This window comes from Shouchella tritolerans (genome assembly GCF_025770735.1).
Taxonomy (GTDB): Bacteria; Bacillota; Bacilli; order Bacillales; family Bacillaceae_D; genus Shouchella; species Shouchella tritolerans.
Map to the genome: position 1 here is coordinate 871,847 of NZ_JAODPB010000001.1, position 16,975 is coordinate 888,821.

Sequence of the window (16,975 nt, forward strand, 5' to 3'; positions counted from 1 at the left end):
GACAGCGTCGTTGAAGAAGCACAAGAGGACAATGACAAATTGGGATGAGGCTAACCGGTCAATGGTTAGCTTTTTGCTTTTAACCGCTGCACTGCCGCCAACAGGCAAAACGCGAACACGATAATAGACGCAACCCAATAAAAAGCGAAAACCATATTTCCTGATTCTGTTGCTATGTAGATGCTCGTAGGAATCGTTCGTGTGACGCCTTCGATACTGCCGGCAAACATCATCGTAGCGCCAAACTCGCCAAGTGCCCTTGCTAGGCCAAGCATTCCTCCTGACACGACTGTTTTGGAAGATAAGGGAAACGTTACATTCCAGAAAACTTGCCATTCGCTTGCCCCCATTTGCCGGGCTGCCTCTTCTAAGTCGCTATCGACTGCTTCAAAGCCGTTGACGAACGTTTGATAAATTAACGGGAACGCCACAACGGCAGCGGCTATGACAGCTGCCAAATAGGTAAAGACGATTGGCTGGCCAAACAGTGATTCAAACCATGCGCCGATAAAGCTGCGACGTCCGAGCAAAACTAGCAGCGAAAAGCCGATCACTGTAGGCGGCAAGACGAGGGGCAGCATCAATGCTGTCTCTAAGGCAAGCTTGCCTGGGAAACGCCTTTTTTTAAGGAACGCAGCTGCCACGAGCGCGGCCACAAAAGCAAGTGCTCCCGCTACTAAAACGACACGAACGGAAACGAAAATCGGTGTCCAAAATGCGTCTGTAGCCATTAAGAAACTCCTAAAAAGCCGAAGTCCTCGAAGATGGCGAGTGCTTCATCTGTTTGCAGCCATTCATAAAAATGGCGAGCTTTTTCATCGTCATTGATGAGCCCGACTGGATAGTAGATCGGTTCGTGTGAGTGTTCAGGAGCTTCCGCCACAATTGTAACTTGCTCGGATGTTTCTGCATCTGTTTGATAGACGAGGCCAGCATCGGCATTTCCCGTTTCAACATAGGTAAGCACTTGGCGGACATCGCTGCCATAAATCAATGATTCTTCGAGTTGATCCCACATTCCTAACGTTTCTAACGATTGTTTCGCATATTGGCCTGCAGGGACCGTTTCCGTTTGGCCGATGGCAAGGCTGCGCAATTGAGTGCTTGTTAGGTCATCCCATTCACTAAGGCTGTCGGCGACTTCGGGGGCGGCCACAAGGACCAGCTTGTTTTCGAGTAAATCCACTGAGTCAACAAGGTGGCCGGCATTGGCGACGTGTTCCATATCTGCAACAGAAGCCGACAGAAACACGTCAGCTGGCGCGCCTTCATTGATTTGCTGACGCAGCTTTCCAGATGAACCATAGTTAATCACAAGTGTTTCCCCTGTTTGTTCTTCATACATAGACTCTAATTTTGTTAATGCATCCGTCAAACTCGCTGCCGCCATAACATGAATTCCATCATCTGTTTCCGGACTTGGTCCAGAGGGGGTACAGCCTGCTAAAAACATGAATAACAGCCCACAGGCACAAGAAGGAAGTTGTCGTTTCATCATCGTTTCTCCTATCCGCTCATTCGAGTATCCTTTTTGATAAAAAGGCTAAGGCAATGCTTCGCGAAAGTCAATCCAAATGGTCTTGGAACAGAAGGTCAAGCAAATAGCAAAAGCTTTTGTTTAACAGCCGATGTTACGAGGCAAAAGGGAGGAAGGGGATAAGACAAACTTGTACGTACGTTTATGCTAATACCGATACAAAACACATGAGACTTGCTTTGAACGAGTAACATTAGGAAAGCAACATATGGTATTCTACTTGTACTGATAGGTTACTTAAATGACCGGTACTGGAGGAAAAATTGTGGGTGAAACAAAGTATAGCAAAGTAAAAAGCTGGATTAAATCAAATATTTTGGACGGCACTTTTGAACCAAAGCAAAAAATCAGTTCAGAAAGCAAGTTGATGGACCAATTTAACGTGAGCAGGCATACGGTTAGGCTGGCAATTGGCGAATTAGTGAGCGAAGGTTGGCTTTACCGAGAACAGGGGTCTGGAACCTACGTTTCAAATCGGGCCTCAATGGAAGTTGGCAAAAGCGAAAACGCACAAAAAAAAGTCGCGATTATTACGACTTATATATCTGATTATATTTTTCCCTCTATCATAAGGGGAGCGGAAAAGGTGTTAAGCAAAGAAGGGTATCAAGTCAGTTTGTTTAGCACAAACAATGACCATGAAAAAGAAAAACAAATATTAGAAACGATCATTCCACAAAGATTTGATGGACTTATCATTGAGCCGACAAAAAGCGCAACATCTAACCCGAACATTAAATATTACCTTCATTTAGAATTATTGGGAATACCGTATATTATGATCAATGCCTATTATGACGAATTAGAGCCCCTGCATGTGACAGTGGATGATGAGGCTGGCGGATATTTGCAAACCAACCATTTGTTAGAGTTGGGGCACACTAACATTCTTGCTTTTTTTAAAACGGATGATATGCAAGGAACGAAACGAATGAAAGGATATTTAAAAGCATACCGGGCAACAGGCGTACCCATTAATCCAAAAAACATCGTAACATATGACACTGCCGGGAAGTTCGACGTTCCCGTACAAGTGTTAACAAACGTATTGAAACGTTCAACCGATAAGCCGACAGCAATTATTTGCTATAACGATGAATTGGCTATGAAATTGCTGGATGTGATTAGACAATTCCATGTTTCTGTCCCAGGCGATCTATCGTTAGTAGGGTTTGATGATACGTTTTTTGCAGAAGTATCGGAAGTAAAACTGACTAGTGTATCCCATCCAAAAAGCGAGCTAGGCGAAGTCGCTGCCAATACGATTATTTCGTTAATTAGGAAGACAGCTGGCGGGAGTTTAGGACAAATCGAATCGCCTGTTTTTACGCCAAGTTTAGTTATCCGCAACTCGACAAAAGCGATTGACAGTCAGTAGTTAGGGTTTTTGATCGGTCACTGCTCGACAACCTCGGCCTGCTTGCAGCAGGCTTTTTTTATTACTGATGATAAACGAACTAAAATGAATCTTATACGTACAAATTTGTAACAATCTTTTGTTGAGTTATTGACAACGCTTTCACGCTCACTTAAACTAAAGATAAAATTTAATAATTTCCATAAAAAGTAAATTGGAGGAGGGTAAATTTGATGAAACGCACGTTTATAAAAGCAGCGCCTATTGCTTGCATGTCTGTGCTGTTGTTAGCTGGCTGCGGCGATAAAAACACGATTAGTTTTTGGACTCCGTTAACGGGGGATGATGGCGCTTTTATGGATGAGATGATCGATGAGTACAACGCCACTGACCCGGAATTTAAAGTAGAACATGTCATTACCTCTGATATGTATACAAAAATGTACACGGTCATGAATTCGGGCTCAGGTATACCCGATTTAGCGATTATTCATGCTGACCGTGTTCCTAGCTTTGTCAAGCAGGGGATGCTTGAACCAATGACTGACATCATTCGCTTACAAGAAGGACTGCAAGCAGAAAACTATTTAGAACAAGCGTATCATTCAGGGAATGTCGACGGCGTCCAATATACGATTCCCTTAGATATTCACGCCAATGCGATGTATTACAATCAAGATTTGCTTAGCAAATACGGAGTCGAACATTTTTTAGACGATGATGTGGTCACTTTTGATGAGCTATTATCGTTGCAAGGCAAGCTGGAAGATGGGGACTATGCTGTCAATGATTCATTAATCAGTTGGGTCATATTGGCGCAAATTCAAAACTTAGGCGGTGACATTGAAGATGAAAATGGGGATCCAGCTGTCAATACACCAGAGATGAAACAGGCAATCGAAGCGGTAAAAGACATTGCCGATGCAGGCTTAATGACTCCTTTTGGAGAAGATGGCTACTTAATGTTCCAGTCGGGAAATGTATTGTTTTCAACAGACGGAACGTGGACGTCTACAGCACATGAGATGGTCGATGGCTTGAACTTTGGCGTAACCAATATTTATTCTTTTGATTCAGATGCCTTTCATAACCGTGCTTCCTCTCATTTGTTTGCGATGTTGATGAACGACGATAGGTCTGATGAGAAGGAAGCTGGGATTGCTGACTTTTTAGAGTGGCTCCGGGCCAATTCCATGAAGTGGGCAGAAGCAGGGCAAATCGTTGCTAGCAATCAAGTATTTGAAGATTCTTCTTATAGCCAATATACACAATCTTTCTTTACACAAAATCAAAAACAAGTTGATTCGCTCTATATTTATACGTACGAGTATTACCCATACGTGGCCGAAGCGTTGGATACGTATGCGGCCGACATGGTTCACGGAAACTTAGACATCGAAGAAGGCCTGGAGACAATGCAAAAGTTTGTTGAAGATAAAATTGCTGAAGGAGTCAATTAAACGAGCTAAGTATGAAAATGTTTGTATATTGCCTCATAGAAGGGGAGGGGAAACGATGAAGCTGAACGGCCGTTTGACGCCAACTTTTTTTATTGGCCCGCATTTAATCTTCTTTCTCGTTTTCTTTCTTTTGCCGTCGATAACAGGTATCTATGCTTCTTTTACACAATGGAATTTAATGAACGATCCTGTGTGGGTAGGAGGAAGCAACTATAGGACGATTCTATTTGATACAAATTCAACCTTTCATCACCAATTTTTCAATGGATTAAAGAACACGCTGCTGTTTGTTGCCTTAAGTGTCCCATTGCTGATCGTAATCCCTTTGTTAATCGCTGTTTCTTTAGAACATAAAAAAGTGAAAATGAAAAATCTCATCCAGGCGATCATCTATGTCCCAGGGCTGATCTCGATTTCGGCAGCGGCGCTAATTTGGGGGCTTATTTTCAATAACCAGCTAGGCATAGCAAACAACCTATTTGGCGTTGATGTCGCATGGGCAGCAACACAACCTTATGCTTGGATCATCATTATTATCATTACGTTATGGGGAGGAGTTGGCGGCAATTTAATTATTTACCGTGCCTCGATTCATGGCGTGTCCAGAGACTTGTTTGAAGCGGCAGAAATGGACGGTGCAGGGCCAATCCGAAAATTCTTTAGTGTGACCATTCCTTCCATTCGTTTTCCTTTAATCTATACATTTGTGATGACGACCGCTGGCTGTTTTAATGTCTTTGGCCAGCCACTCATGATGACTAGCGGCGGGCCAAACCAAAGCACGACGGTGTTAATGATGTATATCCGTGATTTGGCGTTCAGCCATGGGGAGTCCATTGCCGGAATGGCGTCAGCAATGGCTGTTTTACTAGGTTTGGTGATTTTAATCATTTCTGCTTTTCAGTACTACTTATTGAATAGAAACGCATCATAGGGAGCTTTAAAGGAGGGAATGCAATGGAAGCGAAAGGAAGGGGATTATGGCAAATCGGATTGATCTATCAAAATATGTAGCGTATCTATTTCTACTCATTGCTTGCTTTTTATGGGTGATCCCGTTAATTTTTGGCGTATCAACATCATTTCGGTCGCAAACGGAAGTCGTAAATGTTGGGTTTCGGCTGTTGCCTGTCAATTGGGTCGTCGAGAACTATATGGGTGTCTTAAACAATACGTCGACTGCGCCGATTTTAAAATGGTTATGGAATTCCATTTTTATTGCGACTTCCCATGCAGTGCTCGTTGTGGGAATGGTCGCGATTACGGCCTATGGCTATACACGCTTAACATTTAAAGGAAGAGACACGCTGTTTTTTGTCTTGTTAGCGATTTCCCTTTTTCCTGGCGTTGTCAACTTGATCCCTTCTTACAAAATTATTGATACATTAGGTTGGGTCAACACACCTTGGGCTATGATTTTCCCTGGGTTAGCAGGGATGGGCAACTTATTTTTAGTAAGACAGTTCATGCTAGGCATTCCGAAAGAATTGGATGAGTGTGCGAAGATCGATGGGGCGAATGATTTTCGAATTTTCTATTCGATTATATTGCCGCTAGTCCGTCCTGTTTTAATTGTTGTTTTTTTATTCTCCTTCACAGGTTCTTGGAATGACTTTCTCTGGCCAGTGATTGTTTATACGGATGTCAATAAAATACCAATAACGGCTGGCCTGTTATTGCTTCAGGACATTTACGGAAATTACCGGATGATTGGGCAACTAATGGCATCGGCATTGATCGCCATTATTCCGACTGTGTTATTGTTTTTGTTCGCCCAAAAACACTTCGTCAAATCGATTAATTTGAATGCTGGGTTAAAAGGTTAGCACGGTGAGTGAGGTCACGGGTCTAGTAAGAAAGGAGAATCACGAACAAAACACGAAGGGAGCGTGTAGCAGTGCGCCGGTCTTTCGAGCGAAGATGTTTATTAGTCGGCGGAGTTTGGAATATAACGACAGCGCTTTTAACCATTTTTGGCTATTCGGCTTGGTTTAAACAGTCAGGAGTAAAAAGGTTAGAGAATGAAACTGTGGACACGATGCTTGCAACATCACAACTAATTAGCGATGTGATCAATGTTGTTTTGCTATTTGGCTTGTTCATGTTAGTTGGAGGTGTCGTCAGCTTGGTCATTGCCAGAAAGCTCAAAGATAATGACATCCAAAATGGCATTTTAATATGGACCGGACTTTGGGGCGCACTTCTCTTTTTGGCAATGGACATTATCGGGTTTGCCCTCTATTTCATGGCCTTCATGATGTATGTATCAAAAAACAAAGCGATTAAAATCGCTGCTAAAGCAAGAGGGAACAGCGGCCTTTAATAGCATATACAAAGAATTGTACGTACTAGTACTCCTGTAACGCACTGCGGAAGTGGAGGTGTTAAAAGGTTTAAACACAACGAAGCAGAAAGCGGATGTAGTGGTTGTTGAAAACGGTACCATTATTGGCGCCATTTCTACTGGCAGCGATTTCATTTAATATGGATAAAGTGAGGCTGATAAACATGGAACGAGAAGTAAAAGTATATACAGATTTACAACGAGGGAAAATCAGCAAGCATATTTATGGCCATTTTTCAGAGCATTTAGGCCGTTGTATTTACGAAGGCCTCTGGGTTGGTGAAGACTCCCCTATCCCAAATACAGACGGAATTCGCAATGATGTGCTCGAAGCCTTACAAGAGCTGAATATTCCTGTTTTGCGGTGGCCTGGGGGATGCTTTGCCGATGAATACCATTGGAAAGACGGCATCGGCCCAAGAGAAAGCCGCAAACGGATGGTCAACACCCATTGGGGCGGTGTCATTGAGAACAATCACTTTGGCACCCATGAATTTTTGAGGTTGTGTGAATTGCTCGGAGCTGAACCTTATATTTGTGGAAATGTTGGCAGCGGCACAGTCCAAGAAATGCAAGAATGGGTTGAATACATGACATTTAATGGCGAGTCGCCAATGGCAAATTGGCGCGCAGAGAATGGCAAAAAGGAACCGTGGCGTTTAACGTACTTTGGCGTCGGAAACGAAAACTGGGGCTGCGGCGGTCATATGAGAGCCGAGTATTACGCAGACCTTTATCGGCGTTATCAAACGTATGTCAGGAATTACGGCGACAACAAGCTTTATAAAATTGCCGGAGGAGCCAATGTTGACGATTACCACTGGACGGAAGTGTTAATGCGGGAAGCGAGCCAGTTAATGGACGGGTTAAGCTTGCATTACTATACGATGCCAGGTGATTTCTGGAATGAAAAAGGGGCAGCCTTAGATAAACGCGAATCACAATGGTTCAAAACACTGAAAAAAGCATTTCGTATGGATGAATTGTTAACGAGGCACTCAGCAATCATGGATCAATACGACCCTGCGAAGCGCGTAGGCTTAATTGTAGATGAATGGGGAACTTGGTTTGACGTGGAACCAGGGACGAATCCAGGCTTTTTATACCAGCAAAATACGATTCGTGACGCGTTGGTGGCGGGCGTCCATTTCCATATCTTCCACGAACATAATGACCGCGTCCACATGGCAAATATCGCACAAATGGTCAATGTGCTCCAAGCGATGATTTTAACGGAAGGAGAGCGAATGCTGCGCACGCCAACTTACCATGTGTTTAATATGTATAAAGTCCATCAAGATGCGACGAGGCTTGAAGTCAAAGTAGATGCCGGCTTGTATCGCTTCGATGATCAAGAGCTGCCAGCAATGACGGTTACCGCCTCAAAAGATAGCAACGGAGCCATTCATATTAGTATTTGCCATCTTGATCCAAACGATGCTGCATCACTAGCGCTCAAACTGGAAGGAATAGAGAAGCCATTGTCTGCTGCTAATGTTTCTGGAGAACTGCTAACAGCAAATGAGTTAAATGCGCATAACACATTTGAGCAACCGAATAAAGTCGAGCCTGTGGCGTACGTGCCGACATCTGTCAGTGGACAGGAACTGAAGCTAGATGTTCCCCCTTCTGCCGTATTGCGCGTAACGGTCAGGCCGTAAATGCCCGCGAATCAGGGGTTCCATTAAAAGGAAGCCCCTTCTTTGAAAAAAGGCTATGAACATTCATGAAAGGGGTCGCCAATTATGAATGAACCGCCTTGTAAAGGCTGCATGGCAAGTGTGCGATTAACGGCAAGTGAACTGGAGCGGCTTATTGCAGAATATAGCGAGGAGGAAAATGAACCTCTGGCCACAACAGCGGAGTATTTCCGGCGCCTCACCCAATGCGGCCAATGTTCAGCACTATTGTACGAAACAACGTGCCGACATAGCGGGATGTTGATCCAGTACGTTGCCAGGTTTCAAAACAAAGGTTGTCCCCACCCAGACGGCGGGAAATGGTGATTTTTTACGTTCAATTTGGAACTTAGTGATGCGAGATGCGAAGTTAGAAACGAAACGGGGCCCGACCAATTTATTTGAGGAGGACTGCAAATGAGAATGAGAAATCAGTGGTTGTTCAGTAGCTTGTTCGCGTTTATGTTCATCTTGGCGATCACCACTCCTGCACAAGCAGGTGACATCCAGCAAAACCACCCGTTTCACAAACGAGGACTTGAAAGCAGTGAACCGACATTTACGGAAGCGTCTGTCCATGACCCTTCCGTCATTAAAGCAGACGGGATGTATTATGTGTTTGGTTCTCATTTGGCTTCAGCGAAAACAAGTGATTTACTGAACTGGCAGCAAGTCTCCACTCATGTTCACAATGGCAATCCATTAATACCAAATGTCTATGAGGAACTAGCAGAAGCTTTTGAATGGGCAAATAGCGATACGCTTTGGGCTGCCGATGTGATCCAGCTTGAAGATGGCCGTTATTACATGTATTACAATGCGTGTCAAGGGGACGCTCCAAGGTCTGCACTTGGTGTTGCCGTGGCCGATGAAATTGAAGGCCCTTATAAAAATTTGGGTGTGTTTCTGAAGTCAGGAATGTGGGGAGAAGAAAGCCCTGACGGAACGATTTATGATGCCAATGTCCACCCAAATGCGATTGACCCTCACACATTCTTTGATCATGAAGGGAAGCTTTGGATGGTATACGGCTCCTACTCAGGGGGAATTTTTATTTTGGAAATGGACCCGGACACGGGATTTCCCCTGCCTGGGCAAGGGTACGGCATTCACCTAACAGGTGGGAACCATAGCCGGATTGAGGCCCCTTACATCCATTATGATCATACAACTGGCTATTATTATTTGTATTTGACGTTTGGCGGGCTTGATGCGACGGGTGGCTATAATATGCGCGTAGCACGAGCAAAACAGCCAACGGGGCCTTATGTCGATGCAGAAGGGCGTTTCATGAGCGAGGCGAAAGGGGCGCCAGGCACATTTTTTGATGACGCTTCGATTGAACCATTTGGCGTCAAACAAATGGGCAATTTCCTGTTTAAACGTGAGCCAGGTGAAACAGGTTCAAGTTTGAGCACAGGCTACGTTTCCCCAGGACACAATTCCGTTTACTACGATGAAGACAAAGGAAAGATCTTTCTCTTTTTCCATACACGTTTCCCTGGGCGGGGAGAAATACACGAAATTCGTGTACACCAAATGGTTATGAATGAGAAAGGTTGGCCGGTCATAGCTCCTTACCGTTATACAGGGGAATCATTGGCTAAAGTAGAAGACGAAGACGTAGTCGGTGACTACAAGTTCATTAACCATGGCAAGGAGATCACGGCTGACATTAAGGAGTCCACAACGATCCGTTTAGAGACAAACAAGCAACTTTCAGGCGCTGTGACAGGAACGTGGGAAAAAACAGGCGATTACAATGTGGAGTTGCAAATCAATGGCGCCATCTATAACGGCGTTTTCATCCGCCAATGGGACCCAGTGTCAAATAGGGAAACGCTGACCTTTACGGCCTTATCTGATGAAGGTATCGCGATTTGGGGCAGTCAAATGGAAAGAGATCGTTGATTCTGCTCCTATGACTTAATACTGGAACGCATCGAGCTGTACGACATCTAAGTGCTTCGAAAAACGCTGTTGCTGTCGCTAACATCTGGAACTCACCTAGATGTAAGCGACAGCGTTTTTGTAATCCGCTTTTCGATTTCCACGACAGCGAACACAAACAAACCCATTACAATCGGAATCACCCACTGCCCGACGGTTAGTGGCGTTGTTTGGAATACCGTATTCATAAACGGAATGTACGTTAAGGCAAGCTGTAATAGAAGCAAGAGAAAGGCGACACCGAATGCAACTTTGTTTTGAAAGAAGCCGCGCTTAAAGGCAAAGTCCAATTCGCTACGGCAGTTAAACATGTAAAAAAGTTGGGCCATGACAAACATTTGCAAAATAATCGTTTGTAGCGTGCTGCCATCGTAGCCTCTCGTTTGCATAAAATGATTCATCCAAAGCGTGCCAATGCCAATCATAACAGAAACGGCTGTAATCCGGAAAAGATAATAGGGGGAAAGCAACTTTGCTTTTGGATCTCGAGGCGGGCGTTGCATAGCGCCTGGTTCCAGTTGTTCAAAAGCAAGGCCTAGGGAAACGGTAATAGCGACAACCATATTGACCCAAAGGATTTGCACAGGAGTAAGCGGCATAGACATGCCGAGAAAAATACTTGCGACAATTAAAATTCCCCCTGCTCCATTCGTAGGCAAAATGAAGAGAATCGTTTTTTTGACATTGTCGTAGACGCGGCGCCCTTCTTCAACAGCATGGACAATCGTTTGGAAATTGTCGTCGGCGAGGACCATTTTTGCTGCGTCCTTTGTCACTTCTGTGCCTTTGATGCCCATCGCTACCCCAATATCAGCCCGCTTTAAGGCAGCCGCATCGTTGACGCCGTCTCCTGTCATTGCGCAAATATGCCCTTGCTTTTGCAGCGACTTGACAAGCCGTAATTTATTCTCTGGGCTTGTCCGTGCGAATATATGGGTGTTCGTTGCCGCTTCATCAAGCTCTTCATCGCTCATTTGATCCAACTCTTTGCCTGTAAGGGCTTTTGCCCCGTCGCCGATGCCAAGCTGTTTGCCGATTGCTTTGGCCGTGTCTCCATGGTCACCTGTGATCATTTTGACTTGAATGCCTGCTTTTTTACATGCTTGGACGGCGGCTATTGCTTCTTCTCTTGGCGGATCGACAATACCGGCCAGACCAAGAAACGTCACTCCTTTATTTAAATCATGATGGCCGATGGAGTCTGCCTGAGCAGGCATTTCTTTGTACCCAGCAGCAAGTACGCGCTCGCCAGAATTGGCACGGGCAGACATTTGTTTTTCCCAATAGGCCCGGTCGAACGGAACGTCGCTGTTTTGTTCGGCCATGGCGAAAATTTGATCCGGAGCGCCTTTTACAAAGAGGACGCGCTTGCCGTTTGTTTCTGCTAATACGGCCATATATTTGTACTCAGAATCAAAGGGGATTTTCGAAATTACCGTATAACGAGGCAAGTCCAATGTCGTTTTTCGTACAAGTGTTAAAAAACACCCGTCTGTTGGGTCGCCGTCAATCGTCCAATGACCGTCGTCGTCTTGACGCAAACTGGCGTCGTTGCATGTTTGTACGCAAGCAAGAAAGCGCTCTAGCACAGTGTTCGCTTTATTGCCTGTTTCAGCGTTAGGGACAATCGCGCCTTCAGGGGCATAGCCCGTTCCTGTAACTGTGTAACTGGCTGCAGTCGTTTCTACGGTTGTTACCGTCATTTCATTTTTTGTTAATGTTCCCGTCTTATCAGAACAGATTACAGACACAGAGCCGAGCGTTTCAACTGAAGGAAGGCTGCGTATAATCGCGTTTCGTCTAGCCATCCGTTTGACGCCGACAGCAAGTATGATCGATAAAATGGCAGGCAACCCTTCTGGAATCGCGGCGACTGCCAAGGCAATGACCGATAAAAGCAATTCCCCGGCAGGAAAGCCTCGAAATAGGTAGCCAAATAAAAACATTACGATGGCGATGCCAACGACAAAAAAAGCAATCGTTTTTCCGAACGTGGCAATTTGGCGCAAGAGCGGGGTCTGTGTGTATTCAACAGCGGCAATCGCTTCATTGATTTTACCGAGCTCTGTTGCCGACCCAGTTGCCGTAACAATGCCGACGGCGCTTCCCGCAGCGACAGACGTGCCTGAGAATACCATATTGGTGCGGTCGTTTAATACAGTATCCGTATCAAGAACCTCTGTTTGTTTATCAACAGCTGTCGATTCGCCTGTTAGTGCCGACTCCTCGACGCGAAGGTTGTGTGCTTCTATTAAACGGATATCGGCTGGCACTTTATCGCCAGCACTTAAGACAACGACATCACCGACAACCACTTCCGCCGCTTCAATTTCAAGACGCTCGCCATTGCGGCGGACATTCGCACTTAAGCTAAGCATCGCTTTAATACTAGATAGCGCTTTTTCCGCTTGGCTCTCTTGAATATAGCCAATAAAAGCATTAATGATCGTAACAAGGAGGATGACGCTTGTATCGATGTAATGGCCGAGCAAACCAGTAATAAGGGCGGCGGCAAGAAGAACATAAATTAACACATCGTTAAAATGGCGAATAAACTTTTTCAGTTCTGAGTCTTTTTTCCTCTCTGGCAATTCATTGCGCCCATTTTCACGCAAGCGCCGATTTGCTTCTTTTGTATCTAAACCAGTCGTTTGATTTGTATGTAACGCACTTTCTACATTGTCAATTGTCGTCGCATGCCATTGATTCTCCATTCGCTTCACCTCCATTGTATTATGTGACGACTGTCTTTTTTCATGCATGAACAGGGCAAGACAAGAACGCGTTTGGAAATGATGTTGAACCAACTTATAGACTATCGGACTTTTTCTTATCGAATAAACGATTTTTCCTTATAATAGACAAAACCGTATGGGGGAGGAAAAGCGATGATTCGATTGTTAACGCAAGACGATAAAGCACAGTGTTTAGCATTTTTAAGACAGCAAGCGGCCGAAAATTTATTTATTATTGGCGATATAGAGGCGTTTGGCTTTGAAACTGATTTTCAGCGTCTATGGGGGGAATTTGATGAAACTGGCAAGCTAAACGCGGTTTTGCTAAAATACTATGAATCGTACATTCCTTATGGGAAAGAGCCGTTTGCGGCAGAAGCATTCGCAAACATTATGATCAATGACCACTCGTTCACACGGATGTCTGGGTTGAAATCTGTTTGTGAAAAAGTAGCAACCTATTTGCCTGCGTATAAACAAAAACGGCAAATGTATTATGCTAAATGCACACGTGTCGACTACGAAGTGGATGTTCCAGTCAAACTCGCACAGGCGACGCCTGACGATGCAGAAGCATTGCTAACATTTATAAAACAAATTCCTGAGTTTGCTGACTCGGTGCCTACCTCTGTAGAAACAAAGCGCCAACATTTACAAACTGGTTTTGCAAGAGCGATTTATGTGAAAGACGAAGGGAAGATTGTCTCTAGCGCATCAACGACTGCGGAAAATTCCGCTTCAGCCATGGTTGTTGGCGTGGCAACATTAAAGACGCACAAACAAAAAGGCTTTGCGAGTGCTTGCGTTGCCAGGCTTTGCAGCGACTTGATCGCTGAAGGCAAGGTGCCGTGCTTGTTCTATGACAATCCAACTGCAGGTGCTATCTATAAGCGAATTGGCTTTTCTGACATTGGCTTGTGGATGGTATATGCTTATTAAATACGACGCGATGCTTAAAGTAGTTAGACTGATAGAAAGACTTGTCAACGAGACGATCAACGGAAAATACAGCGTTTCGCAGCAATCTGAAACAGTGCTATGCCAAAAGCACTGTTTTTTATGATTGCCCTAATAAGGCGCTTGTTTTCCGCAATTTTGTCGGATTTCAATAATGGCGCTCGAGATTTGTAGATGGTATCATATAGGGATGTGAAGACTATAAATATAGCGCACTGACAAACAGGCCAGAACATTGTTTTTAAGCTGGGCTGAAGCGTTTTTGCTAAAAGTGCAGCTAATTTACCATCAAGGAGTACAAGCTATGAAGGCTGTTTTTCAATTGCTGAAAGAGCAATACGACAACAAACATCTTATTTTCCGCCTCGCTGCATTTGAGCAGAGGAGCAAGTTCCAGCTTCATTATTTAGGGGCGCTCTGGCAACTGTTTAGCCCGCTCATGCAAGTCGTTGTCTTTTTCGTAATCTTTGGTTTAGGGATTCGCCAAGGAAAAGATGTGGGCGACACGCCGTTTTTTGTTTGGCTTTTGTGTGGTTTAATCCCATGGTTTTTTATTAGTCCTACCGTACTGCAAGCATCAAATAGCATACACAAAAAAATCAACATGGTATCAAAAATGAAGTTTCCTGTCAGCGTGCTGCCGTCAATTGTTATTGTCGGTAATTCGATCAGCTTTTTTGTCATGCTGGGCGTTCTTGGTATTGTGTTGGCGATTTACTCGGTTTTTTCGGGTGCTTATTTGTTGCAACTGCCTTATTACTTGTTGTGCTTATACGCATTTCTATACGTATTTACATTGTTTAGTGCTACGATAGCGACGGTCATCCGTGATTACTATAATTTTTTACAGGCAGGCATGCGGATGCTGTTTTTCTTGTCGCCAATTGTCTGGGTGCCGGCGACGATGCCAGATAAGTTGTTGGCGATTTTGCAGATGAATCCATTTTATTACATTATGACTGGGTTCCGGGATACTTTCATCGGCGGACGCTGGTTTTATGAAGATTTGACGTATATGGTTTTTTTCTGGTCTGGGATTTTGTTAATTGGCTTCATCGGTTCCCATGTTTTCCATAAATTTAAAAACAGCTTTGTCGACTATTTATAAAGGGGGGCAGGCAAACATGAACCCGAAAATGACATTAACGGGCGTATCGAAGAAATATACGCTCTATCGGAACAACACAGAGAAGTTAAAGGCGATGTTCTTTCCGAACACCCGTGACCAGCACCGTGACTTCTATGCCCTCAAAGATATAAACCTTGAAGTCTATGAAGGTGAGACAATCGGCGTCATCGGCATAAATGGGTCAGGAAAATCGACGATATCGAATATATTAGCTAGCGTCATTCCACCGACGGAAGGCGAAATGAAGGTGAATGGCGAAACATCATTGATTGCCATTAATGTCGGCTTAAACAAAAATTTGAACGGCTACGAAAACATCGAACAAAAATGTTTAATGCATGGTTTCAGCAAAAAAGAAATTGAAGAGCTGATGCCAGCAATCGAAGAGTTTGCCGACATTGGCGATTTTATTGACCAGCCTGTTAAAAATTATTCATCAGGGATGAAATCCCGTTTAGGGTTTGCGATTTCTGCCCATACAAACCCCGATATATTAATTGTTGATGAAGCTTTGTCAGTTGGCGACAAAACGTTTTATCAAAAATGCAAAGACAAAATCGATGAGTTTAAAGCGCAAAACAAAACGATCGTGTTTATTAGCCATAATATAAAAGAGATCAAAAATCTTTCTGACCGGGTGTTATGGCTTCATAATGGCGAAGTCCGGGAATTCGGCGACAAAAACGAAATCATTAAACAATACGAAGACTACATTAACTGGTTTAATAAGCTCTCCAAAGAAGAAAAAGAAGCACACAAGCAAGAATTGAAAGAAATGCGCTCCCTTGCCCCAGGGAAAATAGACGCTAGCGACGGAACACCACCAATCGTACAGCCAAAGAGGGACAAACAAGCAGTGAAGCGCGCTGTTTGGTTTTTTGGCCAGCTTGTCGTGTACGCAGTCATTTTTTTAACGGCCGCTTATTTTCTTGTTGTGCCACAACTGAAGGATGCTTTAGGCAGTAATGAGGAGTTAGAAAATGGACACGCTGCAGAAGTACACGCAGGTAGCAGCGTTGGTGAAATAGACGGTTCCGATATAAGTCTATGATCCTGTGATCAAACACTCCATCCTTTTTGAAGTTGTCAATAATTGCACGACTACAGTCTGAACTCTATATTTAGTGTTATAATGTGAGTTGTAATCTAAATATGGGGTGGTAGTGACGTGAATAGCAACGATTTTCAAAACTGGGTGGCAAACTATTATGAGAAACGGGGCTGGGCCGATTTAGGAATCTTTATTCGCATGGGGTTTTTGTCGGAAGAGACAGGAGAACTGGCTCGTGCGATCCGGGCGCTGGAAATTGGCCGCGACAGGCCAGATGAAACGGTTGGGACCATAGAAGAGAATCGCCGCCAGCTCGCAGAGGAATTAGGGGATGTACTTGGCAATATTAGTATGATTGCCAGCCATTACGATCTTACCTTGGAAGATGTATTTACGACTCATCAAGAAAAGCTAAGTAAACGCTACGCGCAAAGTCTGTAACAAAAAAAGGAGGAGCTCCTCCTTTTTTTTTCGTACAGAAAAAATGCTTGTTAGCGGTCCACTGCAGCTTCAATGAGCAAAATAATGGCGGTAATAACATGGAAGAGCCAGCCTAAAAACGGGATCCAGCCAATCACCGACGTCGCTATGCCAAAGATATGCCCTGCTTTGCCACGGTTCGAGGCAACGGCCAAAAGAAGGCCGACAATATGAAAAACAAGCATGAACCATAACGGCGAGTAACCTGACAAAAGGATAAACAGCCCACCAAAAAAGGGGATGGCCAGAAGGCCTTCAAGTACCCCGCCGAGACCTTTCATTACACGGCTTACCAT

The 16,975-nt window shown here is 44.3% G+C and carries 16 protein-coding genes; 12 read left to right on the plus strand and 4 right to left on the minus strand.

Annotated features, from left to right (window positions below; translation table 11 throughout):
* Positions 1–65 precede the first annotated feature (65 nt).
* Together modB and modA are read right to left on the minus strand one after the other, a co-directional pair.
* Positions 66–731 carry a molybdate ABC transporter permease subunit gene (gene modB / locus N6H06_RS04075; RefSeq protein WP_263705683.1) on the minus strand — a complete coding sequence of 222 codons (666 nt, stop codon included), beginning with the start codon at positions 729–731 and terminating at the stop codon, positions 66–68.
* Positions 731–1,495, minus strand: a complete 765-nt coding sequence (gene modA, locus N6H06_RS04080) for a molybdate ABC transporter substrate-binding protein (RefSeq protein WP_263705684.1) — start codon at positions 1,493–1,495, stop codon at positions 731–733. Before modA ends, modB begins: the two co-directional genes overlap by 1 nt.
* A gap of 307 nt (positions 1,496–1,802) precedes the next feature.
* Between modA and N6H06_RS04085 the strand changes: the two genes are divergently transcribed.
* From N6H06_RS04085 to N6H06_RS04120, 8 genes are all read left to right on the plus strand, one after another.
* Positions 1,803–2,915: a GntR family transcriptional regulator gene (locus tag N6H06_RS04085; protein ID WP_249413861.1), complete on the plus strand. Its 1,113-nt coding sequence runs from the start codon at positions 1,803–1,805 to the stop codon at positions 2,913–2,915.
* Between the two features lie 212 nt (positions 2,916–3,127).
* Complete coding sequence (locus N6H06_RS04090) at positions 3,128–4,354, plus strand: extracellular solute-binding protein (RefSeq protein ID WP_212954308.1); 1,227 nt, start codon at positions 3,128–3,130, stop codon at positions 4,352–4,354.
* A 55-nt stretch (positions 4,355–4,409) separates the two neighbouring features.
* Positions 4,410–5,288 carry a carbohydrate ABC transporter permease gene (locus N6H06_RS04095; protein ID WP_062745836.1) on the plus strand — a complete coding sequence of 293 codons (879 nt, stop codon included), beginning with the start codon at positions 4,410–4,412 and terminating at the stop codon, positions 5,286–5,288.
* 46 nt (positions 5,289–5,334) lie between these two features.
* Positions 5,335–6,180, plus strand: a complete 846-nt coding sequence (locus N6H06_RS04100; RefSeq protein WP_263705685.1) for a carbohydrate ABC transporter permease — start codon at positions 5,335–5,337, stop codon at positions 6,178–6,180.
* Between the two features lie 71 nt (positions 6,181–6,251).
* Positions 6,252–6,677 (plus strand): hypothetical protein, encoded by a 426-nt coding sequence (locus N6H06_RS04105; protein WP_263705686.1) that lies wholly within the window; start codon positions 6,252–6,254, stop codon positions 6,675–6,677.
* A 185-nt stretch (positions 6,678–6,862) separates the two neighbouring features.
* A complete protein-coding gene (locus N6H06_RS04110; protein ID WP_062746591.1) occupies positions 6,863–8,359 on the plus strand; it encodes an alpha-N-arabinofuranosidase in 1,497 nt (498 codons plus the stop codon).
* Positions 8,360–8,443: 84 nt separating this feature from the next.
* Positions 8,444–8,704 (plus strand): zeta toxin family protein, encoded by a 261-nt coding sequence (locus N6H06_RS04115; protein ID WP_263705688.1) that lies wholly within the window; start codon positions 8,444–8,446, stop codon positions 8,702–8,704.
* A gap of 90 nt (positions 8,705–8,794) precedes the next feature.
* Positions 8,795–10,288: a glycoside hydrolase family 43 protein gene (locus tag N6H06_RS04120; RefSeq protein ID WP_062745843.1), complete on the plus strand. Its 1,494-nt coding sequence runs from the start codon at positions 8,795–8,797 to the stop codon at positions 10,286–10,288.
* A 92-nt stretch (positions 10,289–10,380) separates the two neighbouring features.
* Here the strand turns inward: N6H06_RS04120 and N6H06_RS04125 are convergent, their stop codons facing one another.
* On the minus strand, positions 10,381–13,041 hold the full coding sequence (locus N6H06_RS04125) for a cation-transporting P-type ATPase (protein WP_263705689.1): 2,661 nt from the start codon (positions 13,039–13,041) through the stop codon (positions 10,381–10,383).
* 174 nt (positions 13,042–13,215) lie between these two features.
* Here N6H06_RS04125 and N6H06_RS04130 point away from each other — a divergent pair, with 174 nt between their 5' ends.
* The 4 genes from N6H06_RS04130 to N6H06_RS04145 all read left to right on the plus strand — a co-directional run bounded on the left by N6H06_RS04130 (position 13,216) and on the right by N6H06_RS04145 (position 16,640).
* Positions 13,216–14,001 (plus strand): GNAT family N-acetyltransferase, encoded by a 786-nt coding sequence (locus tag N6H06_RS04130; RefSeq protein WP_263705690.1) that lies wholly within the window; start codon positions 13,216–13,218, stop codon positions 13,999–14,001.
* A 322-nt stretch (positions 14,002–14,323) separates the two neighbouring features.
* Complete coding sequence (locus tag N6H06_RS04135; RefSeq protein WP_263705691.1) at positions 14,324–15,127, plus strand: ABC transporter permease; 804 nt, start codon at positions 14,324–14,326, stop codon at positions 15,125–15,127.
* Between the two features lie 16 nt (positions 15,128–15,143).
* Complete coding sequence (gene tagH, locus N6H06_RS04140; RefSeq protein WP_263705692.1) at positions 15,144–16,199, plus strand: teichoic acids export ABC transporter ATP-binding subunit TagH; 1,056 nt, start codon at positions 15,144–15,146, stop codon at positions 16,197–16,199.
* Between the two features lie 117 nt (positions 16,200–16,316).
* A complete protein-coding gene (locus tag N6H06_RS04145; protein ID WP_263705694.1) occupies positions 16,317–16,640 on the plus strand; it encodes a MazG-like family protein in 324 nt (107 codons plus the stop codon).
* A gap of 50 nt (positions 16,641–16,690) precedes the next feature.
* Here N6H06_RS04145 and N6H06_RS04150 read toward each other — a convergent pair whose 3' ends face one another.
* Complete coding sequence (locus tag N6H06_RS04150; protein ID WP_062745853.1) at positions 16,691–16,975, minus strand: hypothetical protein; 285 nt, start codon at positions 16,973–16,975, stop codon at positions 16,691–16,693.